The sequence below is a fragment of the Mycobacterium sp. NGS64 genome (assembly GCF_059812245.1).
Map to the genome: position 1 here is coordinate 43,324 of NZ_JCALCI010000010.1, position 23,600 is coordinate 66,923.

General features: G+C 68.3%; 12 protein-coding genes. 5 read left to right on the forward strand and 7 right to left on the reverse strand.

Annotated features, from left to right (window positions below; all coding sequences use genetic code 11):
- Nucleotides 1–135: 135 nt before the first annotated feature.
- Entirely contained in the window at nucleotides 136–1,209 is a 1,074-nt protein-coding gene (locus AC5Y4S_RS26230) for an NAD-dependent epimerase/dehydratase family protein (RefSeq protein WP_500035488.1), read from the forward strand.
- A gap of 113 nt (nucleotides 1,210–1,322) precedes the next feature.
- Nucleotides 1,323–3,521 (forward strand): acyltransferase family protein, encoded by a 2,199-nt coding sequence (locus AC5Y4S_RS26235; RefSeq protein WP_500035489.1) that lies wholly within the window; start codon nucleotides 1,323–1,325, stop codon nucleotides 3,519–3,521.
- A gap of 9 nt (nucleotides 3,522–3,530) precedes the next feature.
- Here AC5Y4S_RS26235 and AC5Y4S_RS26240 read toward each other — a convergent pair whose 3' ends face one another.
- A complete protein-coding gene (locus tag AC5Y4S_RS26240) occupies nucleotides 3,531–4,799 on the reverse strand; it encodes a glycosyltransferase (protein ID WP_500035490.1) in 1,269 nt (422 codons plus the stop codon).
- A 126-nt stretch (nucleotides 4,800–4,925) separates the two neighbouring features.
- Between AC5Y4S_RS26240 and AC5Y4S_RS26245 the strand changes: the two genes are divergently transcribed.
- Nucleotides 4,926–7,151 carry an acyltransferase family protein gene (locus tag AC5Y4S_RS26245; protein ID WP_500035491.1) on the forward strand — a complete coding sequence of 742 codons (2,226 nt, stop codon included), beginning with the start codon at nucleotides 4,926–4,928 and terminating at the stop codon, nucleotides 7,149–7,151.
- Here the strand turns inward: AC5Y4S_RS26245 and AC5Y4S_RS26250 are convergent.
- Nucleotides 7,148–8,143 carry an NAD-dependent epimerase/dehydratase family protein gene (locus AC5Y4S_RS26250; RefSeq protein WP_500035492.1) on the reverse strand — a complete coding sequence of 332 codons (996 nt, stop codon included), beginning with the start codon at nucleotides 8,141–8,143 and terminating at the stop codon, nucleotides 7,148–7,150. The two genes, AC5Y4S_RS26245 and AC5Y4S_RS26250, sit on opposite strands and share 4 nt — an antisense overlap.
- Nucleotides 8,144–8,192: 49 nt before the next feature.
- Nucleotides 8,193–9,575, reverse strand: a complete 1,383-nt coding sequence (locus tag AC5Y4S_RS26255) for a nucleotide sugar dehydrogenase (RefSeq protein ID WP_500035493.1) — start codon at nucleotides 9,573–9,575, stop codon at nucleotides 8,193–8,195.
- A gap of 186 nt (nucleotides 9,576–9,761) precedes the next feature.
- On the opposite strand from AC5Y4S_RS26255, the gene AC5Y4S_RS26260 reads away from it, so the two are divergent.
- Nucleotides 9,762–10,577, forward strand: a complete 816-nt coding sequence (locus AC5Y4S_RS26260; protein WP_500035494.1) for an alpha/beta fold hydrolase — start codon at nucleotides 9,762–9,764, stop codon at nucleotides 10,575–10,577.
- Between the two features lie 5 nt (nucleotides 10,578–10,582).
- Here the strand turns inward: AC5Y4S_RS26260 and AC5Y4S_RS26265 are convergent, their stop codons facing one another.
- Nucleotides 10,583–11,584 (reverse strand): Gfo/Idh/MocA family protein, encoded by a 1,002-nt coding sequence (locus AC5Y4S_RS26265; protein WP_500035495.1) that lies wholly within the window; start codon nucleotides 11,582–11,584, stop codon nucleotides 10,583–10,585.
- A 136-nt stretch (nucleotides 11,585–11,720) separates the two neighbouring features.
- Between AC5Y4S_RS26265 and AC5Y4S_RS26270 the strand changes: the two genes are divergently transcribed.
- A complete protein-coding gene (locus AC5Y4S_RS26270; RefSeq protein ID WP_500035496.1) occupies nucleotides 11,721–13,361 on the forward strand; it encodes a GMC oxidoreductase in 1,641 nt (546 codons plus the stop codon).
- 4 nt (nucleotides 13,362–13,365) lie between these two features.
- Here the strand turns inward: AC5Y4S_RS26270 and AC5Y4S_RS26275 are convergent, their stop codons facing one another.
- From AC5Y4S_RS26275 to AC5Y4S_RS26285, 3 genes are all read right to left on the reverse strand, one after another.
- Nucleotides 13,366–15,549, reverse strand: a complete 2,184-nt coding sequence (locus AC5Y4S_RS26275; RefSeq protein WP_500035497.1) for an acyltransferase family protein — start codon at nucleotides 15,547–15,549, stop codon at nucleotides 13,366–13,368.
- Between the two features lie 50 nt (nucleotides 15,550–15,599).
- Nucleotides 15,600–22,139, reverse strand: a complete 6,540-nt coding sequence (locus tag AC5Y4S_RS26280; RefSeq protein WP_500035498.1) for a fatty-acid--AMP ligase — start codon at nucleotides 22,137–22,139, stop codon at nucleotides 15,600–15,602.
- 177 nt (nucleotides 22,140–22,316) lie between these two features.
- On the reverse strand, nucleotides 22,317–23,591 hold the full coding sequence (locus tag AC5Y4S_RS26285; protein WP_500035499.1) for a glycosyltransferase: 1,275 nt from the start codon (nucleotides 23,589–23,591) through the stop codon (nucleotides 22,317–22,319).
- Between the last annotated feature and the right edge of the window lie 9 nt (nucleotides 23,592–23,600).

The following is a 23,600-nucleotide window of genomic DNA, read 5'->3' on the forward strand; positions in this document are numbered from 1 at the left end:
GCAGGACGGTCGTTTTCTTATCGCCGATACCGGCGATGAAAATGCGGGCTCTCGGTATGATCACGCGGACCGCACCCAGGCAACGCCTGCCGGTCTACCTGAACTTCTGTACCGAGGAACCGGAGGCGTCGGCCGTTGTCAACACCCGTTCTGATCACTGGCGGGGCTGGATTCATCGGGTCGGCGCTCGCGCGCCGTCTCGTCGGCGCCGGCTATGACGTCGCCGTCATGGACGTCCTGCACCCGCAGGTGCACGGCAAAAGCGCGGCGATCGAGCTGCCGCCGTCGGTGCGGTTCTTCACCGGCGACGTCACCCACGCCCCGGACTGCGACGCCGTGCTTCGGTTGGTCCGTCCGACCCAGATCGTCCATTTGGCGGCCGAGACGGGAACGGCGCAGTCGCTTTCCGAGGCCACCCGCCACGGTTCGGTGAACGTGGTGGGAACGACGCAACTCCTCGACGCCCTGAGCCGCTGCGGACACGCGCCCGACCAACTGGTCCTGGCGTCGTCGAGGGCCGTGTACGGCGAGGGCTCCTGGCAATGCGGCTCCCAGATCTTCTATCCGCAGCCCCGCAGCCACGCGCAGCTGCAGGCCGGCATCTGGGATCCGCAGGGCCCCACCGACGATCCGGTTGTCCCGCTTGCGAGCTGCGCCGGCCGAACCGAGCCGCGGCCCACCAACATTTATGCCGCGACCAAGCTCGCCCAAGAGCACATCCTGGCCGCTTGGACGGCCGCGCACGACACCAACCTCAGCATGCTGCGTCTGCAGAACGTCTACGGACCGGGACAGTCGCTGACCAACTCCTACACCGGAATTGTTGCCCTTTTCGCACGACTGGCGCGGCAGCGATGCGCGTTGGAAGTCTACGAAGACGGACACATCCTGCGTGACTTCGTATACATCGACGACATCGTCGAGGCCCTGTTCGCCGCGATCGAGAAACCCGCGAACGGGACGCGCTGCCTCGACATCGGGTCGGGGATCCCGACGACCATCCATCAGCTGGCGGAAAAGATCGCCGCCATTTGCGACGCCCCCCGACCGAACGTCGTCGGGAAATTCCGCGACGGCGACGTACGCGCCGCGAGGTGTGACATCGACCCGGCCAAGAACGGGCTCGACTGGCGTCCGAAGTGGACGCTCGAGGACGGTCTGCCCGCCCTGCTGGAATGGATCGGCGAGCAACCCGAATCCTCGGTCTAGCGCCGGCCCGGGCCCGGCCGGCGGGCCTGCGAATAGTGGTGAAGTCGGTCGGGCGTGTTGAACGCGTGTGTGATAATTCCTCGATTCGAGAGAACGTGTCCGCTTCCAGGTAGGTGACCTTGCGCCAGTCCGACAGCGTTCGCCCTACCGAAGAGGCGCGGGGTCGGCCCTCGGCACAGTCGCGGTTCCGACCGGACATCGAGGGCTTGCGCGCCGTCGCCGTGCTGGCGGTCGTCCTGTTTCATGCGGACGTGCCCGGGTTCGACGGTGGATTCGTCGGCGTGGACGTGTTTTTCGTCATCTCGGGCTTCTTGATCACCGGACTGCTGTGGCGCGAGGTGAGCGGCGCCGGCACCGTCCGGCTGGGCAAGTTCTACGGGGCCCGGGCCCGCCGACTGCTGCCGGCATCGGCCACCGTGGGCGTCATCACCCTGGTCGGCTCGGCCGTCCTGCTCCCCCCGTTGCAGGCCCGATCCGTCATCTTCGACGGCATCGCCAGCGCGCTTTACGTCAGTAACTACTGGTTCATCCAGCAAGGCGTCGACTACTTCGGCGGCATGGCGCCGCCTTCGCCGTTCCAGCACTACTGGTCGCTCGGGGTGGAGGAGCAGTTCTACCTGATCTGGCCGGCCCTGATCATCGGGACGGCGTGGCTGATCCGGCGTGCGCGTCGGCGCACCAAGACAAACGCCGCCTCCTCGCCTTCATCTCAGAGTCCCTATCTCGTGGTCTTGGCGCTGGTCGCGGCCGCGTCGTTCGCGCTCTCGTTGGCGGTCACCTATCTGGCGCCTCCCGTGGCGTTCTTTTCGCTGCCCACCCGGGCCTGGCAGTTGGCCGCCGGCGGGCTCATCGCCCTCACCGCGGGCCAATGGCGACGCTTGCCGGCACGATCCGCCGCGCTCGTCGGATGGGCGGGCCTCGCGGCGATCCTGGTGGCCAGCAACCAGTTGAGCTCGTCCACCCTGTATCCGGGTACCGCCGCGCTGCTGCCCACGCTCGGCGCGATGTTGGTGATCGGCGCCGGCTGCGCCGCACCGTCGCAGGGATGCGGGCGCGTGTTGGGAACGTCGCCGCTGCGCGCGATCGGGCGGATCTCCTATTCGTGGTACCTGTGGCACTGGCCGGTGCTGCTGCTCGCCCCCGCGCTGCTGGGCCACCCGCTCGGGCTGGCCGCCAGGTTGACCGCGGCCATCGTCTCCGGCGCACTGGCCGCAATCACGCTGCGATTCATCGAAAACCCGCTGCGGTTCGCCGATCCCGTGCGCCGCTCGGCCCGGGCCAGCCTCGCCCTCGGCGGGGCGGCCACCGCGGTGGCGGTCTGCGTGGGCGTGGCGCTGCTGCTGTGGGTGCCCACCCCGATCGGCCGGGGCGCGCCGGCTACGCCGCTGTCCATCACCGCGGCGCCTCCGCCCGCGGGCTCCGGCATGGCCGCCTACGACGCGGCGGTACAGCAGGCGTTCGCCCAGACGCACGCCGCGGTCGCGGCATCGGCCGACCTCAGAGCCGTGCCGTCGAACCTCGATCCGTCCTTAGCCGACGCCGCGGAGGAACACCGGACCTTGTTCCGCGACGGCTGCATGCGCAATTTCTTCCAAGACGGGCAGCCCGAGTGCGCCGCGGGCGACACCACCTCGGCGACGACGGTGGCGCTGGTCGGCGACTCCACCGCCGCGATGTGGAACCCGGCCTTGCAGCAGGTCGCCACCCAGCGGCACTGGCGGCTGGACATGATGTCCAAGGCCGGCTGCCCCTTGCTTGACCTGCGCATCCTCAGCCCCACCCTGCACCGCGAATACACCGAGTGCACGCGGTGGCGCGGCCAGATCATCGCGCGGTTGGGCAACGAGCACCCGCGGCTGATCGTGCTCGACGTGATGCGCCGCTACGGCGAGCGCTACGGTTTGCCGTCGGGTTTCACGTCCTATGACTCCGCGTGGAACAGCAGCTTCTTCCGGCTGGTGCGGGAGTTGCGCGGCACCGGCGCGCAGGTGCTGGTGCTCGGGCCCATCCCCGACCCGCAGTCGTATGTGCCGATCTGCCTGTCCGGCCACCTCGACGACGCCACGGCCTGTTCGCCGCCGAGATCGACCGCGGTGAACGAGCCCGGCATCACGGCCGAATCCGCCGCCACCGCCGCCGGCGGTGGGCAGTACGCCGACCTCACCGACTTGTTCTGCACGACCAATCGCTGCCCGGTGATCGTCGGCAACACCCTGGTTTATCTCGACCCCGGGCATCTGACTTTCCAATACGCCCGGCTGCTCGCACCGGCGATCGCGGCGCTGGCCGACCGGGCGCTCGCCCACGCTTGAGCCCGCCGATCAGCCAATCCGCTTGCGGCGCGCGAAGTTTTCCACCAGATCGGCGGTGACCGCAACGCTCTCGGCGGGTTTCGTCATCCGGGCGGCGAGGTCGCGGGCATGGATCGCGCATTGCGGATCCAGGATGGTGCGCAGGTCCGCGACCAACGATTTCTCGGTGGTCGCCGAAAACCGCCGCCCGGTGCCGACTTTCAGGCGTTTGACCCGGGCTCCCCAGAGCCCCTGATCGGGCAACGTCCACAGGATCAACGTCGGCAGTCCCGCGCGCAGGCCCGCGTTCGTGGTGCCGCAGCCACCGTGGTGCACGAACGCGCGGCAGGCCGGCAAGGCCGCCGCGTAGTTCATCACGCCCACGACCTTGACGTGCTCGGAGTGGGGGACGTTGCTGTAGTCCGACCCGGCCGCGCAGACCAGCGCCCGCTCGCCCAGCTGCGCGCACGCCGAGCTGATCATCGCGAGCGTGTCGGCAGCGGATTCGACGCCGACGCTGCCGAATCCGAAGCAGATCGGCGGCGTTCCGGCGGCGATCCACGACGCGACTTCGTCGTCGGCGTCCGTCGGCAACTCCATCGTCAGTGCGCCGACGAACGGCCGCCGGCCACCGAATTTCGCCCATTCGGCCGCCAGCCCGGGGTAGCACACCGCGTCGTAGGCCTGGATTTCCAGGGACCCGCGTTCGGCGATCCGACGCGGCCAGGGGCGCGTCGCCTCCGGCAAACCGAGGTCGCGGCGCTGCGCATCCTCGACCTGCTTCCCGCCGCGCCAAGCCAGCCAGTCGAGCGTCCGTGTCGCGGAGCGGGCCAGCGGCGCCGGCAGAAACGGCAGGAGCCGGCCGTTGGCACGCAGCGGGAAGATGTGCAGGGTGGCCAGCGGGATGCCGCAGTACTCCGCCGCGTTCAGGGCGTCGTCCTCGAAGTTCATGCCGGTGAGTAGCAGGTCGGAGCCCTCGGCCAGCGAGGTCAGCGTCGCGCTGACCTCGGGCCGGCACTGGGAAAGGGGGGCGGAGTATTCGGCCGACAACCTGCCCAGCTCCCGGACCTTCCAGGGGGTGGCGAACAGGCCCGCCCAGAAATCACGATGCGGGTCCAGGATGGCTTTCAATTCGGGTCCGTAGGCGACCGCCGTGGGCCCGGCCGCCTCGGTGAAGCTGACCATTTCGGGGGCGACGGCCATGTGCACGTCGTGCCCGCGGCGCACCAGTTCGCGGCCGACAGTGACGTAGGGCTCGACTTCGCCGCGAGTTCCCCAGTTTGCCAGCACGAATTTCATCGGCGAGATCCTTTGCCTTTCTCGGGTCTCCGGCTCAGCCGCCCAGCAGCATAACCAGGCCGCCGCCCAGGAGTGGCGGATTCGGCCGAGAGGCATTGAACGTGTGTGTGATAATGCCTCGATTCGATGAACGCCTCCTCAGACAGGTGGGTGACCGTGGTCCAGGCCGAAAGCGTTAGCCCGATCGGGGCGGCGCAAGATCGGCGCTCGGCACACAAGGAATTCCGCCCGGACATCGAGGGCCTGCGCGCCTTGACGCTGGTGGCCATCCTCCTCTTTCACGCCGACGTGCCCGGCGCGAGCGGCGGGTTCGTCGGCCCGGACATCTTCTTCATCATCTCGGGTTTCGTCATCACCGGGCAGCTCTGGCGCGAGGTGAGCGGCACCGGCACGATCGGGCTGCGCAAGTTCTATGCCGCGCGGGTCCGCCGCCTGCTGCCGGTGGCCGCCCTCATCGGCAGCGTGACCGTGATGGCCTCGGCCGTCCTGTTGTCGCCGTTGCAGGCCAAAGGCGTCGTGGAGGACGGTATCGCCTGCGCGCTGTACGTCGGCAACTACTGGTTCATTCACGAAAACGTCGACTACTTCGGCGGCCATCAGCCGCCGTCGCCGTTCCAGCACTACTGGACGCTGGGCGTGGAGGAGCAGTTCTACCTGGCGTGGCCGGTGCTGATCATCGGTACCTGGTGGCTGATCCGGCGCGCGCGCCGGCGCACCGGCGCTACTACTAATACTCTGTCGAACGCCCCCAAGCGCACCTTCCTGACAGTCTTTGCGCTGGTCGCGATTTCGTCGTTCGCGCTCTCCCTGCTGACCACCTACCTGGTACCCCCGGCGGCGTACTTCTCGCTGCCCACGCGGGCCTGGGACCTGGCCGTCGGCGGCATGCTGGCCCTCACGGCCAACCAGTGGCGCCGGCTGCCGGCACGAGCCGCCGCGATCACCGGATGGGCGGGGCTGGCCCTGATCGTGCTCGTCTGCAACCGGCTGACCCCGGCCACGCCGTATCCCGGCACCGCCGCGATATGGCCGCTGCTCGGCACGGTCCTGGTGATCGGCGCCGGCTGCGCCCTTCCCACGCAGGGAGCGGGCCGCATCCTGGCGTTCAAGCCGATGCGTGAGATGGGCCGGCTGTCCTACTCGTGGTATCTGTGGCACTGGCCGGTGCTGGTCCTGGCGGCGCCGCTGCTCGGCCATCAGCTCGGGCTGGTCGGCAGGCTGGTGGCCGTCGTGATCTCCGGCGGCTTGGGGATGCTCACGCTGCGTTTTGTCGAGAACCCGCTGCGCTACGCCGCCCCGCTGCGCAAGTCCCCGCTGGCCAGTTTCGCGGTCGGCGCGGCCGCGACCGCGGTGGCGGTCGGGGTGGGCGTGGCGATGCTGGCGTGGATTCCGATCCCGGTCGGCCGCGGCGCCCCGGGCACGGCGTTGACCATCACCGCGGCACCCGTCCCACCGGGCGCCGGCGTGGACGCCTACGACGCGGCGGTGCAGCAGGCGTTCGCGCAGGCGCAGACCGCGGTCGCGACGTCGGCCGACCTGAGGGTCGTCCCGTCGAACCTGCAGCCCCCGGTGGCCGAAGCGACGGCCGGGCAGACTGCGATGTGGTCCAGCGGCTGCTTCCGCGGGGCCAACCAAAGCGGGCAGCCAGAGTGCGCGACGGGTGACACCGCCTCGAGCACGACGGTGGCCCTGGTCGGTGACTCGCACGCCGCCATGTGGGATCCGGCGTTTCAGCAGATCGCCGAACAGCGGCACTGGCGGCTGGAGATGATGGCCAAGGCGGGCTGCCCGTTGCTCGACGTGCCCATCGCCAAACACCTCGACGGCCTGATCGAGCGCTTCATGCACTGCGACCAGTGGCGGGCGCTGATCCTGGCCCGGCTACGCGCCGAGCACCCGCGGCTGGTCGTGGTGAGCATGTCGCGGGAGCGCAGCGAGGGCAGTTGGCAGGCGGGCTACACGCCCTACGACCCGGCGTGGATCGACAGCCTCACCCGCCTGGTGCAGCAGCTGCGCAGCGACGGCGCCAAGGTGTTGGTGCTCGGACCGGTCCCGGACCCGGGCACGGTAGTACCGCAATGCCTGTCCGGCCACCTCGACGACGCCGCGGCCTGCTCGCCGCCACGGTCGTCCGCGGTCAACGACGCCGGGATCGCCGCCGAGAGCGGCGCCACCAAGGCCGGCGGCGGGCAGTACGCCGACCTGACCGAGCTGTTCTGCACCACGAACCGCTGCCCCGTCATCGTCGGCAACACCATGGTTTACCTCGACTGGAACCACATCACGGCCGAGTACTCCGGGCAGTTGGCACCGGCGATGGGGGCGCTCGCCGACCGCGCGCTCGCCGGCTAGTCCCCCGCGGGTCCCTTGAGGTACCAGGGGTTGGCCCGCGCCCAGTCGATGGTGCGGCGGATTCCCTCCTCGACGTCGACCTTGAGGCGCCAACCCAGCTCGCGCTGCGCCTTGGTGGAGTCCGGGATGCGGCGGGGGATGTCCTCGTAGCGGCGCCCGTAGCGCGCGGCCGTGTCGACGACTTCGGGTTCGGACACCGAATCGACGTTGGCGATCTTGATCGCCAGCTCGACCGCGTCGCGGATGGTGGTCTCGGTCATGCTGCCGATGTTGTAGGCCGCGCCGATCGCCGCGTCGCTGTCGGCCGCCAGCAGGGTGCCGGCGATGGCGTCGTCGACGTAGGTGAAGCACCGGGTTTGGTCACCCGAGTCGTAGAGCAGCGGTTGGAGGCCATTGAGGATGCGGTGAATGGACTGCGAGATCACGAAGATCGGGTTCTGCCGGGGGCCGTAGACGTTGAAGTACCGTACGACCGTCACCGGCAGCCCGTGGGCGGCGTGCATCGCGAAGACCAGGTGCTCGGCCATGGCCTTGCTGGTGCTGTAGCTCCAGCGGGCGGTCCTGGTGGAGCCGAGTACGCGGTCGTCGTCCTCGGCCCACGGCGGGTTGGGGTTCTTGCCGAACACCTCGGAGGTGCTGGCGAACACCACCCGGGTGCCGTGCCGCTGGCTCAGCTCCAGGACGTTGCGCGTGCCGGTCACGTTGACGTCGAGAACCTGCAGCGGGTCCTTCATGTAGTTCTTGACGCCGACGACCGCGGCCAGGTGGAAGACCTTGTCGACGCCGGGCGTCAGGGCCTCGGACAGCGCGGCCAGATCGGTGACGTCGCCTTGCACGAACCGGAAGTTGGCGTGCCGGTCGAAGTCGATGCTGGTGTCGCGGGTGTTCTTGGCCTGGTCGAAGACCGTCACCGTGTCGCCCCGGTCCAGCAGCGTGGACACCAGATGCGACCCGATCAGGCCGTAGCCGCCCGTTACGACGACATGAGACATATTTGCTCTTTCAGTTCTCTGTACGGGGTTACCTTCGCCTGCAGTATGGCTACCGGCCGATCCCCTTGTACACGAAACCGGCGGCGCGCACCGCCGCTGGGTCGAAGCTGTTCCGCCCATCGAGGAACACGCAGCCGGGCGCCGTCAGGTCCGCGAGCCGGGCCAGCGGGATCTGGTGGAACTCCCGGTGACCGGCAAGAACCACCAGGGCGTCGGCGTCCTTGACCGCCGACTCGATGTCCGGGGTCAACGGGATCTTGGTCACCGTGGGTGCCTCCTCGTCGGGCACCCAGGGGTCGTGGATGGACAGCTCGCAGCCGGACGCCTCGAGCAACTCGACGACGTACTTGGTGGGCGTGAGCCGGCAGTCGCCGGTGTTGTTCTTGAACGCGATGCCCAGCACCGCGATCTTGCTGGTCTCGATCGCCTTGTCCTGCTCGGCGAGCAGCTGGGTGAGCAACCCATAGGTGTAGGCGGGCATGGTGTCGTTGACGGTCCGCGACGTGCGCGGGATGCCCAGCTCCAACCCCAGCGACTGGCCGAGATGGTTGACGAACCACGGATCCTTGGTCAGGCAGTAGCCGCCGACGCCCATGCTCGGCCGCAGGATGTTCACCTTGTGGGTGCCCTTGGGCATCGAGTTGGCCGCGTCGATGACCTGCAGCCCGTCCATGTTGAGCCGGTCGCACACCTTGGCCAGTTCGTTGGCCATCGCGATGTTCAGATCAATCCAGAGGTTGTCGGCGAGTTTCACCATCTCGGCGGTCCGCGGATCGTCGACGACGATGGATTCCACGCCCAGGGCGTGGCGCCACAGCGTCGAGCAGGCGCGCGCGGTGACCTCGTCGACCGCGCCGACCACCACCGGGATCGACGTCAGCTCGTGGATGGCCTGGCCTTCGGCGAGCCGTTCCGGGCAGAACGCCAGCCCGAAGTCGACGCCGGCCCGCAGCCCCGAGACCTCTTCGAGGATCGGCAACACGATGTTTTCGGTGGTGTCGGGCGGCACGGTGCTCTTGAGGATGACGAGGTGGCCGCGGTGCAGGTGCTCGCCCACCGCCCGCGCCGCCGCCTTGATGTCGTCGACGATGGGCTCATAGTCCGGACCCAGCGGCGTGCCCACTGTCACGATGACGAAGTCATTGTGGGCCAGGGCGCCGAAATCGGTCGTGGCCCGAAGGCGGCCGACGCGCACGTTGGTGGCCACCATCTCGCCGAGCCCCGGCTCGGGCACACTCGTCTTGCCCGAGTTGATCTCGTCGACGACGTTCTGCCGCACGTCGATCCCGGTCACGGGCCAGCCGCGATCGGCCAGCACGGCACCGATCACCGTGCCGATGTAGCCGAAGCCGACCACCGCGATCCCTGACCGCATGCCACGGACAAGTAGATCGGTCTCAGCGTCGCTGCGCCCGAACACGCCTTCAGCCATCGCGGAACCCAACCCTTCGGTCCCCCGTGCGCGTTGTGGAATGGAAGGGGCCTCCCGCCCCTGGCTAACCCGTCCGGCAGTCTAATCCAACACCGGTACAATAGACCAGAAGTTTGGACAGGCGTCCGGAGTTGGGCTGGGAGTACCGCCCGTGGGCGACCGCGAGAGACCGGAAGATCCCCGCGCATGACTGATAAGGTCCCCGGCATGGACCTGTTCGTGCGCGAATCCGGTCCGACCGGGGCACCGACAATCGTCTTCCTGCACGGCGCGTATACGAGCGGTTGGTACTGGGAACCGGTGGTCGAACGCCTGCAGCAATACCGCTGTTTAGTCCCCGATCTGCCGCACTACGGCAAAAGCTTCGAGCAGGGGCCGTTCGAGATGGGCCGGGCCGCCGCGGCGGCGGCGGAGCTCATCCGCTCCCGGGTCGACACGGGCAGGGCGCACGTGGTGGGCCTCTCGCTCGGGGCCCAAGTCGGGGTGCAGTTACTGGCAACCGAGCCGAAACTCGTCGATCGGGCGGTGCTGTGCGGGACCATCCTCAACCGGGTGCCGTTCGTGGAGGTGACGCGGCGCCTGATGTCACTGCCCGCCCGGAACTCGGCGTACCGCTGGATGGTCCGCCGCTACCGGACTGCTTGGCAGGCAAGGGTTCCCGCGGCCCACATCGATGACTACCGCGAGGATGTACGGCTGATCACCAGCGGGCAGCTCGCCGATGTCACGATGGCGTCCTCGGGTTTCAGGCTTCCGGCGGAACTTGGCCAGTCCGATTCGCCCACGATGTTCGTGACCGGCGCCAAGGAGTTGCCGCTCGTCCGGCGATGGGCCGCGGCGCTCGCCGAGCAAATGCCCAACGGGGTCGACAGGGTCGCACTCGGCATGCCCCATGACTGGCCCACGCGCTATCCGGAGCTCTTCGCGCGCACCCTCGACGCGTGGTTCACCGATGGTGCGCTGCCGCCCGAGATCGCGCTGCCGAAGTCGCGCCGTCGCTGAGCGGCTCAGCCCGGTTGGCGTAGCGGGAGGCCGGCGGCGCGATAGATCGCGTCGATGACGGTCATGTTCTCGATCGCGCCGTCCGCGGTCGTCTTCACCGGCTCCCCGCGCAGCACCGCCCCGGCGAACGCGTCGAGCTGATACGCGTAGGTGGTGCGCCGCGGGAAGCGCTCCACCCGCTTTCCGTCGGCCGAGCGGATCGACAGCCGGGGCAACAGGTGCGGCGCCGCCGGGCTGAAGTAGCTCAGCTGGCCCCGATCGCCGACGATCTTGGCGTTCGCCCAGAACAGATTCGACGACCACAGCGCACAATGCAGCCGGCCCGTGTGCCCGTTTTCGAACCGCACCTCTGCCGTCATGACCCGGTCCACCTGAGGACCGTCCAGTTTCGCCTTCGCGGAGACGACTTCGGGCGTCGAGCCGCCGAACGTGCGGAGCATGTCGACCGTATAAACGCCGGCATCCATCACCGCGCCGCCGGCGAGGGAGTAGTCGTAGACGTTGGCGTTGGAGCGCTTCGGCAGCAGCACGCAGACGGCGACCTCCACCCGCTCGAGCTTGCCCAGCTCCCCCGACGCGATGATCTGCTCGACGCGCTGGGTGAGCGGATGGAACCGGTACTGGAGCGCCTCCATCACGACCCGGTCCGACTTGCCGGCAAGCTCGGCGATCTCGCGGGCCTCGGCGGCGTTGGCGGTGAACGGCTTTTCACACAACACGTGCTTGCCCGCGTCGAGCGTGGCCCGGGTCCACCTGCCGTGCACGCTGGTCGGCAGCAGGTTGTAGACGGCGTCCAGCTCCGGGTCGGCGACCAGCGCCTCGTAGCTGTCGTGTGCCCGGGGGATGCCGTGTTTGGCAGCGAAGTCCCGGGCCCGGGACGCATCGCGGGAGGCCACCGCCGCCACGACGACCTCAGCGTTCTCCTTGGCCGGGGTCAGGAACGTCGTCGGCGCCCAACGTGAAGCACCCAGAATGCCGATCCGTACTGGGGCGCCGCCTGCAGACATGGGGGCGATGCTAACAGCCGATCCGGCTGGCCACCGCGACAATTTTGAACGGATCGGACGACGGCAACGCGATGCTAGGATCGCGATTCGCCCCGGACCGGGCAAAGCGTTGGACATCATCCGCTGAGGAGCTCGATTGGCTGACGGCGACCTGAGCGCGCGCGAGGCCGAACGCGTGGTGTGGGACGTGATCGTCGTGGGCACCGGCATGGGCGGCGGGATGCTGGGCCTGTCGCTGGCCCGCGCCGGCCGGCGGGTGCTGTTCGTCGAAAAGGGCCGCTCGACGCTGCCCGGCACGCCGGGAACGATTCGCGCCGCCATGCCCGAACTGGCCGAACCCGGCGCGGTCCGTTCCGCGGAGGCCTATTACGACGCGTTGGCCCGCGGCGGACGGACCACCGACGAGATCGAAGACATCAGCGGCAGACGCCCGAAGCGGTACGTGCCGTTCATCGGCAGCGGGACCGGGGGCTCGTCCGCCCTGTACGGCATGGTCTGCGAGCGGTTCTTCGCCCAGGACTTCACCCCGCGGCAAAACTTCCGCGACCCCGGCGACTCCACGGTGCCCGAGGCCTGGCCGATCAGCTACGACCAGCTGAGTCCCTGGTATGCCGAGGCCGAAAAACTGCTGGGGGTGCGCGGCGCGCCCGATCCGCTGCGGCCCGAGGCCGCCGGCGTGGGTTTGCCTGCGGCGCCGCCGTTTTCGCCCGACAACCAGCCGCTGGTCAACTACCTGGCCGGGCGCGGACTACACCCCTATCACCTGCCGATGGCCTGCGACTACACCGAGGGCTGTGCCACCTGCCAGACGTACCTGTGCCCCCGGTCGTGCAAGAACGACGCCGCCCGCAATGGCGTGCTTCCCGCGATTACCGAGCACGGCGCCCAGCTCCTGACCGAGTGCCGGGTCGTGCGCCTGGAGGCGGACCACAGCCGGGTGCAGCAGGTGATCGCCCGGCGTCGCTCCGACATGCTGGCGTTGCAAGGCAAGGTGGTGGTGCTGGCCGCCGGCGCGCTGGCCACCCCGCTGTTGTTGCTCAACTCCCGCTCCGGCGAGTGGCCACGCGGACTGGCCAACGGCTCGGACTGGGTGGGCCGCAACCTGATGCGCCACCTGCTCGAGCCCATCGAGATCTGGCCAAACCCGAAAAGCACGATCACGGCGCCGAACAAGGAAATCGGGCTGAACGACTTCTATTTCTCCGACGGGCAGAAGTACGGCACCGTGCAGTCGTTCGGTGAGATACCGCCGCTGGAGTGGCTGAGCAACCGCCCCGGCTGGCGGGGGAAGGCGCTGCGCGCGACCAGCTTTGCGGGACGCCGGATGTATCAGCGGTTCGTCACCGGCGGGCTGGTGCTGGCCGGGATCATGGAGGACCTGCCGTATTTGGACAACCGGGTCCTGCCACCCGATCGGCCCGGCGCGGACGACCGCCAGCGGCTGCGGCTTCGGTACCGGTTACACCCCAGCGAGCTCGAGCGCCGCGCGACGTTCGTGCGGCAGCTCAAAGAGGTGTTGGGGCCGTTCCGCAATCTGACCCTGGGCACCGGCAAGGACAACGCGAACCTGGGCCACGTCTGCGGCACCTGCCGCTTCGGCACCGATCCGAAAACCAGCGTGCTGGACCCCCAAAACCGGGCGCACGAAGTGGAGAACCTCTACGTCGTGGACACCTCGTTCTTCCCGTCCAGCGCCGGTCTGAACCCCAGCCTGACGGTCGCGGCCAACGCCTTGCGGGTGGGGACGCACGTGAACCAGGCGCATTTCGCCACGTGACGTCTCAGCCGTCGGCGAGCGACCGGTCGGCCAGCGCCCCGATTACCGGTGCCAACACCCGGGAGTATTCGTGCGTCACGTGACGCCAGTCCTGGTATACGAGGGTGTTGCCCACGATGACCGGGCAGCGGGCCTTGGTGCAGAACAGCTCGGTGAGGTCGGCGTATTGTCCGCCGGCGGCCCTGGTGGCGGCGGACTCGGCCGCGATGCCGGTTTCGTTGACCGCGGACGACGTGGGCGGCGAGCATGCCGTCGCGTCATCGAGGTGCCCGGACAGGCAGATGGGCACCTCGGACTGCGGATCCGGGATCGGCCCGAGCACGAGCACCTTGGCCCCGATACCGCGCAGCTGCGCCACCAGACGGGTCAGGCTGTCGAGCCAGCCCGGGCCGAACGCGTCGACGCCGAGCAGCCGATCGGTGTCGGCGCGGTAGCCCCGCCACATGCTGAGCACAACCAGCCGCGGGCGCTCGGCGCGCAACCGTGCGATGATCTGACCGCGCCACTGCTCGCAGTGTGAATATCGCTCGGCCATCCGCTGCAGCGGGTTGGTGCTGGGCAGGTCCATCAACGGACACGCCCCCTTGGCCAGCATCTCCAGCCGCCAGTGCCGCTGCGGCGCGATCTGCTGGAACGCCGGATTCCACATCGCGGCGTTCGAGTCGCCGACCAGGGCGATTGTTGTCGTCGAGGCGGTATCGCCGGTCGCGCACTCGGGCTGTCCGACTTCGGCGATGTTGCGCAGGCAGCCGTTGAACAACAAGTCTTCGGACGTCGCGAAGGGCGGGCTCAGGTTCGACGGGACGGCTTTGAGGTCCGCCGACGCCGCGACCGCCGCCTGCACTTGGCCGAACGCCTGCCGCACCGCGGCGTCGTAGGCGTCGATGTTGGATCCGGCGGGAACCGACGCCGCGGTGATGGTCAGCGGCGCGACCGCCGGGCCACGCCCGACCGGGGTCGGGACATGCTCCAGCAGCACCAGGCCCACGGACACCGCAACCGCTGTGGCGGCGCCGCCCAGCGCGAGACTGGCCACGGCGGACCGGCGTATCGGAGGAGCGAATCGCAGCGGGTTCTCGATGAATCGCAGGGTGAGCACCGCCAACCCGCCGGAGAACAGGGCCGCCGCCAACCTGGCGGCCAGGCCCAGCGGGTGGCCCAGCAAAGCCGGTGCCAGCACCAGCACAGGCCAGTGCCACAGATACCACGAGTAGGAAATCCGGCCGATCGCTCGCATCGGCGACACTGCCAGGATGCGGCCGCACCCCTGCGACGGGACAGCACAGCCGGCGCCGATCACCAGCGCCGCGCCCAGCACGGGCAACAGCGCCGCGATGCCTGGATACGGCGTCGTCGGGCCCAACCAGGTGCAGGCCAACAGGATCAGGGCCAGCCCGACCCATCCGGCCGGCGCGGCAGTTCGTGGCGCCAGTCGGCGCCATTGATCGGCGGTGAGGGCGACGAGGCCGCCGACCGCCAACTGCCACGCCCGGGTCGGCAACGAATAGAACGCCACGGGAGGCAACCAGAGGGTGTCCACCAGCGACAGCGCCAAGGACAGGAGCGCGACCAGCGCGAGGACCACCAGGTAAGGGCGTTTCGAGGCGGTGGCCTGGACCCTGCTGCGCCGACCCACCAGCCGGATGACCAAGGCCGTGCCGATGATTAGCGCCGGCCACACCAGGTAGAACTGCTCCTCGACGCCCAACGACCAGTAGTGCTGGAACGGCGACGGCGGCCGGTGGCTCCCGAAGTAGTTGACGCTTCCGTTGATGAACCAGTAGTTGCTGACATACAACGCGCTGGCGATGCCGTCCCGAAGGACGCTGCCGACCTGCAATGGCGGTAGGAGGACAAACGAGCCGATCGCGGTGATCACGCCGACCGTGGCCGATGCCGGCAACAGTCGGCGGGCCCGGGCCCCGTAGAAGCCGCCGAGCCGGACCTTGCCGCTGGCATTCGCCTCGCGCCACAGCAGCCCGGTGATGAGGAAGCCCGAAATGACGAAGAACACGTCGACGCCGACGAACCCACCGTTGAGGCCGGGCACCGCCGCGTGGAAGAGGACGACGGCCAACACCGCGACGGCACGCAACCCCTCGATGTCGGGGCGAAATCGCGTCTGTGCTGATGGCCGACTCTGCGTCTCTTCGGTGGGTCTGACGCTGTCGGACTGTTGAGAGGTCACCAAGCGAGGATTATCACACGCGTGTTCAACAAGCTGCTAGGTTGGCGAAATCAGCTATCGATCTGTGGGGTCAGATCGAATTCGGCGAAGGTACGCGAAATGATCTCCCGCAGCTCATCTTTAGTATTTTCCCGGCCGAGAACATACGCGGAGATCCTGATGAAGACCTTCCCGTTGCCCCGCCCCGAACCGACAAACAGTTGTCCTCCGATGTGCTCGAGGGTGCTTTTCTTGATGTCGGGCTCGTAGGAGCGCATGTACGCATAGTCGGCATCGCTGCCGTCGGGCCGGTTCACCGCCGCGGACAGGTCACCGAAATTGGAGACCGTCACCGGAAGGCTGGCACCGCCCGCAGCCATCCCTGCCAATCTCCGGTTCAGCCGCTTCGGAACCATTGCCGCGAGTGGGAATGTCGCCAAAAATTCTTCGTCGGGGTTTTCCATCCCCGCCAGAATTGCTCGCGAGATCTTGGCCTGCGTGTCCCTGAGGTCCGTGGTCGCGTGCGCCGGGTCGACCGCGACGTCGACCACCGTGAGCGCGTTGCCGCGGGTATCGCCTTCGGTGCGTAGCGATACCGGAAATCGTAGGGTGACCGTTCCGTCGTCGCGGACCCGCCCCACCCGCGCCGCGAGCCTGCACGCGATTCCCGCCACCAGCGAGTTACTGCTCACCCCAAGGCTTTTCGCGCGCGCATCCCATTCCGCCGGATCGATGTATGCGGTCAGGGCAGGTACCTCCACCGCCTGATCGCCGCCTGCCGCCTTCGGGGACGACGGCGCCGCCTTGATCGACGATGCGAATTCTTTGCGGTCGGGCCAGGCCCTCCGGGCCGTGGCAACCAAGGCGTGCGCAATGTCGGGCAGCTCTTTGACGGTTTGCCCGAGATCCTCCCGAAAGGCGCGTCCGACGGTGCGCGATCGCGCGGGCGGATAGCCCAGATCGTGGGTCCTGCCCTCGGCGGCGTCGGCTATCGCCTGGACCAACCCGATCCCGTCGACGATCGTGTGCGAAACCACCAGGCTTATCGCGGCCCCGCCGCCTTCGAGCGGGAGCACTCCGAGATGCCAGCCGGGTCCCCACTCCGGGTCGACGGGCAGGCGCACCCGCTCGTCGGCCCAGGCGCTCACGTCGGCGCGCCGCCGGGGCGTTGCGGCGATGTCGAGCTCCTCCGGGGCCGGAGCCATCACCCAGTGATCGCGCGCGAACGGTATCGGGGAGCGTTCGACCCTGCGTCCCAACAACCCGCGGCCAAGGTTGCGCTGAAAACGCTGCAGCCCATCGATATTCACGCCGCGGTCGTAAACCCAGATGAACTGGACCTGCGTGCCGTGAACCGCTCGCATCATGAGAAATACCGCTTGATCCACGTGGGCGAGCCTGTTGTCCACCGGCCGATCGCTATCTGCGCTGACCGGAACGGCCGGGACCGCGCGCGCAGCGGTGTCATTGAGTAGGTCGGCGAGGTGGCCGGCGAGCCTCGCGGGGGTGGGATGGTCGAAGGCCAGCGTTGCCGGCAGGGCCAGGCCGGTGTGTCGGCTGAGGGCGTTGCGTAACTGCATTGCCGCCAACGAGTCGACGCCGAGATCCTTGAAGAGCTCCTCCGGATTGAGTCCGGCAGGATCGGGATGGGCCAACACAGCGGCGGCGGCAGCGGTGACCATCGCGGTGAGGGTGTCACGCCGTTGCTCAGGGGTCTGCGCGGCCAATGTGGCGACCAGTGTGTCGGGGTTGGCCTGTTCCTGGTCGGCGTCCCGGTCGGCCAGGGCGACGAGTGGGGCGCCGTCGACCGGCGTGGGGGCGAGCCAGTAGCGGCGGTGGTCGAAGGGGTAGGTGGGCAGGGCGACGGTGTGGGCGTGCTGGTAGAGGGTCGGCCAGTCGGGGCTGTGGCCGTGAGTGTGTAGCTGGGCCAGTGCCATGGCCAGGTTGTCGTGGTCGGGGCGATCGCGGTGCAAGGTGATGACGACGGCCGATTGGGTGCGGGCCGGGGTTTGGGCCAGCGTGTCGGCCAGCGCGGGCGCCAACACCGGGTGCGGGGACAGCTCCACGAACGTGCACTCACCCGCGGCCAGCCGGGCGAGCACCCGGTCATGAAAGTGCACCGGTTCGCGCAGGTTGCGATACCAGTAATCGGCGTCCATCGCGGTAGTATCGAGCGGCTCGGACGAAACGGCCTGTCCCACAGTCGAATACAGCGGGATGCTAGCCATGGCGGGGTTGAGCTCACCCAGCTCGGAAAGCAGGCGCTCGCGCACCGCTTCGACTTGGGCGCAGTGCGAGGCGTAGTCAACCGCGATGGCCCGGATCTGGATGCCGTCGCGCTCACACGCTTCAGCGAACCGTTCCAGCGCGGCGGGCTCGCCGCTGATCAGGGTGTGGGTGGGCCCGTTGATCGCCGAGATACTCAGCGCGGGCCCCCACGGCGCCAGCAGCGGCTCGAGCTGCTCGGCGCCCAGCAACACCGAGGCCATCGCCCCCGACCCACACAGCGCACTGAGGGCTTGGCTGCGCCGGGCCACGATCTTGGCCGCCTCGGGCAACGAGAACACCCCGGCGATATACGCCGCGGCGATCTCACCCTGCGAGTGCCCGATCACAGCATCCGGTGTGATGCCGTAGTGAGCCAGCACCTCGGCCAGCGACACCATCAGGGTGAACAACACCGGCTGCACCACGTCGACCCGCTCCAGCCCGGGCGCACCCGGGGCCTGCAGCAACACGTCGCGCACCGACCAGCCGGTGAACGGGCGCAACGCCTCATCGCAGTCATCGACCATCGCGGCGAACACCCGATGCTGTTCGTAGAGTTCGCGGCCCATGCCGGGGTGCTGGCCGCCCTGCCCGGGCAACACGAACACCGTCTTGCCGCGCAGGTGGGCCAAGAAGTGATGCTGGGTCACCTGGGGGTGGGGGTGGCCGTCGCGCAGCGCGGCCATCGCGGTCAATACGTCGTCGCGCGCGGCGGCGGTGATCACCGCCCGATGCGGGTGATGAGTGCGCGTGGTGGCCAGGCTATAGGCCAAATCGGCGAGGTCCAGCTCCGGACGAGCCAGCAGGTATTCGTGCAGCCGGTCGGCCTGCGCGCGCAACGCCGCGGGCGTGCGCGCGGACACCGGCCACACGGGTAACCCCAGCCCGGTCTGCTCGCCCGACAACTCAGCATCGACTGGTGCCGCGACCGGTGGGGCTTGTTGCACGATGACGTGGGCGTTGGTGCCGCTAATCCCGAACGAGGACACCGCTGCGGTGCGCGGATGATCGGTTTGCGGCCAGGGCACCGGCTCGGTCAACAGCCGCACCGTGCCCGCCGACCAATCCACATGCGGGCTCGGGGCCTCCACATTCAGCGTCGGCGGCAAACTGTCGTGGCGCAGCGCCTCGATCATCTTGATCAACCCCGCCACCCCCGCGGCGGCCTGGGTGTGCCCGATATTCGACTTGATCGAGCCCACCCACAACGGGTGATCCGCCGAGCGGGCCGCACCATACGTGGCGATCAGCGCACCGGCCTCGATCGGATCACCCAACGTGGTGCCGGTGCCGTGCGCCTCGACCACATCGACCTGACCAAGCCCGATGCCCGCGTTGGCCGCCGCCTGGGCGATGACGCGTTGTTGAGAGGGTCCGTTCGGGGCCGTCAGCCCGTTGGAGGCGCCGTCCTGGTTGATCGCCGACCCCGCGATCACCGCCACCACCGGATGATCATTGCGCCGCGCATCGCTGAGCCGCTCGAGCACCAGCACCGCCGCACCCTCACCCCAGCCGGTGCCATCGGCGTTGGCCGAGAACGCTTTACAGCGCCCGTCGGCGGCCAGCCCACGCTGGCGGGCGAACTCGGTGAACACCGACGGCGTCGTCATCACCGTCACCCCACCCGCCAACGCCAGAGAAGACTCCCCATTGCGCAGCGACTGACACGCCAAATGCGTGGCCACCAACGACGACGAACACGCCGTATCAATCGTGATCGCCGGGCCCTGCAACCCCAGCGCATAAGCGACCCGCCCGGACGCCACGCTCGTCGACAAACCCGTCAGCGCATAACCCTCGAGCCCCTCCGAACCGCCCGCGCCATAAGCCTGCGACCAAGCCCCGACGAACACCCCGGTCTCCGAACCCACCAGACCGCCCGGATCAATCCGCGCTGTTTCCAACGCTTCCCAGCACACCTCCAGCAGCAACCGCTGCTGGGGATCCATCGTGAGCGCTTCGCGTGCGGAGATGCCGAAGAACTCCGCGTCGAACTCGGCCGCGTCGGCCAAGAACCCGCCCGCGCGGGTATAGGTCTTGCCCACGGCGTCGGGATCCGGATCGAACAACTCCCCCAAATTCCAGCCACGATCGACCGGAAAACCTCCCACCGCATCCGTGCCGCTGGCCACCAGATCCCACAACGCCGCCGCCGAATCCACCCCACCCGGGAACCGACATGCCATGCCCACCACCGCAATCGGCTCGTCCACCCCCACCCGCGACTCCACCGCGGGAGCCGTCGCGACGGACCCGTACAACAGCCCGCCGAGGTGGGTGGCCAACTCGTCGGGGGTCGGGTAGTCGAAGGCCAGCGTCGGCGGCAACGGCAGCTCGGTCTCGGTCCTGAGCCGATCCAACAACTGCGTGGCCTTCACCGAGTCAAAACCCAAGTCCCCGAACGCGGATTCGGGGTCGATGTCGTCGGCGCTGGGACGCCCCAACACCGCCGCCGCCTGCGCGCGCACCATCTCCACCAGCAGGTCGTGCTCCTGGCGGCGGAGCGTCTGCTGCTGGCGGCGGAGCGTGCGCAGGCGTTGCGTCCACTCCGAGTCGGCGCCGCTGCCCGCGTCGGCCTCCTCCTCGACCTTGGGCTGCTCGAGCCGGCGGACCGACCCGTCTAAGCGGGTGAACTCGTCGCGCAGATACAGCTGCACGCAGTCGCGTCGTCTGACCTTGCCACTCGTGGTGATGGGAATCGAACCAGGCGGCACCAGAACGAGATCCGCCACACCCAAGCCGTGGGCCTTCGATATCGCCGTGGTGACTTCACGCCTGAGGACGCCCATCCGCTGCGTCGCGGCCTCGTCGGAGTCCGCGTTCTTGAGTTCGGCGATGGCGACGAGCTGCTCGACGCCGCTGTCATCCGAAACCCCGATCGCCACGCATCGGCCCCGGGTGACCTCCTGGATCGTCGCCTCGATGTCGTCGGGAGAATGGTTGCGGCCGTAGATGATCAAGAGGTCCTTGATCCGGCCGAGGATGAACAGCTCGCCGTCGGAGAAGAAGCCCAGATCCCCGGTCCGCAGCCACGGGCCTTCGGATGTGCCGGCCGACGCACCGACCAGGGTCGCCCCGAACATGCCTTCGGTGCCCGGCGGATTCCCCCAATACCCTTGCGCGACATTGCCGCCCTGCACCCAGATCTCACCGACGGTTCCCGCCGGACACTCGCTGCTGGTGTCGGGGTCGACGATGCGCACCGCCGGCGACTTTGGCACGCCGTAACTGACCAACGGTGTACCGCCGTCGCTGGTGCATCGCTTCGCGTGGCCGGCGGTCAGCTTCTCGGACTCGAAGTGAACGACTTCCGGCGACTGGCCCGCTTCGCGCGTCGCGATGTAGACGGTCGCTTCCGCCATTCCGTACGCGGGCCGCAGCATGCTGTCATGAAAGTTGAAGCGGGCGAACCGCTCCGCGAAGCGTTGCAGTGTCGCGGGTTGCACCCGCTCACTGCCGTTGAGGATGCCGAGCACGTTGCCGAGATCAAGCCCGGCCATGTCCTCGTCCGACGTTTTCCGTGCCGCCAACTCGAACGCGAAGTTCGGCGCCGCCGAGAACGCATGACTGTTGCCCGCCAGCGCCTGCACCCATCGGGCGGGTCGCTGCAGGAAGGACACCGGGCTGGTGACCAGCGCGGGAAATCCCGCCAGGACCGGAAAGATAATTGCCAGATACAAACCCATGTCGTGATAGAAGGGCAGCCAGGACACCATCGTGGTGTCCTGCGGGGCGGCCCCGCCGAAGATGTCCGCGTTGATCTGCTCAAAGTTGGCGAAGACGTTCTGGTGCGAGATCTCGACGCCCTTCGGAGCGCGGGTCGACCCGGAGGTGTACTGCAAATACGCGATGTCGGGGTGACTCTCGACCTCGGCAGGAGAACCGTTTTCGGAGTCCAGGTCCAGCAGATCAACCTCGATCACCGATGGCGCGGATTCGACCGGCTTCGACTTGAGGTACTCGGCGATGTTGCCCGCGACGGAGGTGGTCGTGAGGATCGCCGAGGGCGACGCGTCGCTCAGGACCGAAATGAACCGCTCATCGGTGACACCACCCAGCGGGACCGACAGCGGGACCGCGATCCGACCGGCTTGCAACGCGCCGAGGAAGCCGACCACGTACCCGAGCCCCTGTGGCGCCGCGACCACCACCCGATCACCCACTGACCCGCGACCTTCGAGTGCCGCTGCGAGATTCAGCGTCCGGCGATACAGCTGCGACCACGTCAGACTTTCCGCAACGCCGTCCCAGTCCTGCTCGTAGTCGACGAACGTGAACGCCGTCTCACCGGGCCGCGAACTCGCGCGTTCCCGCAGCACAGCGTGGACCGAAGCCTCAATCACAGCTTGGACGATACCTTCTGAAAACGGCGTTTTCGCCCCCGGATTTGCGCAGCCGAATTGGCCGCATTCGCGCAGGCCCGTGGGGCAAATCCGCCGCGCGGTGCGCGCTTGTCAAGCGCCCGGAATCGCGCAAAACCCCTACCCACATTGGAAATCCCGGCGCCCGCACGTGTCTGATCACCCAACGCGCTGCAAACGGGCGAAATTCTCGACAAGATCGGTGGCAGCCGCGACGCTTACGGCGGGCTTGGTCATCCGCGGGGCAAGCTCGCGGGCCCGCCGGAGGTATTCCGGGGCGAGGATCCGGCGTAGGTCCTTGACCAGCGAGCCCTCGGTGGTGGTCGAAAGACGCCGGGAAGTGCCCACGCCCAAGCGTTTGAGCGCCGCCCCCTCCAACGGCTGGTCGTAAAAAGTCCAGAGGACCACCTGCGGGACGCCGGATCGCAGGCACGTGGCCGTGGTGGCGGCGCCGCCGTGATGCACGACCGCGCGGCAGGCCGGAAAAATCGCCTCGTAATTCACCGCACCCACCACCTTGACGTGGTCGAACTCGTGGATGTCGCTGAAGTCGCTGACGCCGGCGCACACCAGCGCCCGCTCGCCCAGCCGCGCGCAAGCCGCGGCGATCATGCCCAGCACGGAGGCCGCGGATTCGACAGCGAGACTGCCGAAGGCGAAGCAAATCGGCGGTGTACCCGCCGCGATCCAGGACAGGACCTCGTCGTCGGCGTCCTGGGAAAACCCCAACGTCAGCGTGCCGACGAGGGGGCGTTTGCCATCCCATTTCGCCCACTCGGCCTCCAGCCCCGGAATGAAAAGCCGGTCGTAGCCCTGGATTTCAAGGGATCCGCGCTCTTCGATCCGGCGCGGCCAGGGGCGCGTCGCAGCAGGCAGGCCGAGCAGCCGCCGTTGCTCGTCCTCAGCATTCTTCGCCGGGCCGCCCCACGTCAGGCGCTCGTACCCGCGCATCGCGGCCCGGCCCACCGCTGCCGGCAGCAACGGCATGACTTTCCCATTGGCCCGGATCGGGAACCAATGCAGCATGGCGAACGGAATGTCGTAGTACTCAGCGACATTGAAGGGGAACTGCTCGAAACCGTAGCCGGAGATGATCAGGTCGGCGCCGTCCGCCAGCGCCTTCAGCGTATTGAAGGCTTCCTCCGTCCAGCACTGCGCCACGATCTCCGAGATTTCGCGTCCCAGCCTGTCCAGTTCCTGCATCCTCCAAGGCTTCCGAAACAACAGCGTCCAATAGTCGCGCTGCACGTCCATGATGACCCGGGAGTCCAAACCGTAGCCGACGGCCGCAACTCCGGCCCCCTCGGCGAAGCCGACGAGGTTGGGGGGAACGGCCATGCGCACGTCGTGTCCCCGGCGCACCAGCTCACGGCCCACGACGACGGAGGGCTCGACATCGCCACGCGCCCCATAGCACGCCAGCGCGAATTTCATTGCGAGTCT

Excerpts from the sequence above, each read along its gene's own strand:
- AC5Y4S_RS26245 (WP_500035491.1), top strand. The coding sequence starts at position 4,926 with ATGAACGCCTCCTCAGACAGGTGGGTGACCGTGGTCCAGGCCGAAAGC.
- AC5Y4S_RS26265 (WP_500035495.1), bottom strand. The coding sequence starts at position 11,584 with ATGTCTGCAGGCGGCGCCCCAGTACGGATCGGCATTCTGGGTGCTTCA.
- AC5Y4S_RS26250 (WP_500035492.1), bottom strand. The coding sequence starts at position 8,143 with ATGTCTCATGTCGTCGTAACGGGCGGCTACGGCCTGATCGGGTCGCAT.
- AC5Y4S_RS26240 (WP_500035490.1), bottom strand. The coding sequence starts at position 4,799 with ATGAAATTCGTGCTGGCAAACTGGGGAACTCGCGGCGAAGTCGAGCCC.
- AC5Y4S_RS26285 (WP_500035499.1), bottom strand. The coding sequence starts at position 23,591 with ATGAAATTCGCGCTGGCGTGCTATGGGGCGCGTGGCGATGTCGAGCCC.
- AC5Y4S_RS26260 (WP_500035494.1), top strand. The coding sequence starts at position 9,762 with ATGACTGATAAGGTCCCCGGCATGGACCTGTTCGTGCGCGAATCCGGT.
- AC5Y4S_RS26255 (WP_500035493.1), bottom strand. The coding sequence starts at position 9,575 with ATGGCTGAAGGCGTGTTCGGGCGCAGCGACGCTGAGACCGATCTACTT.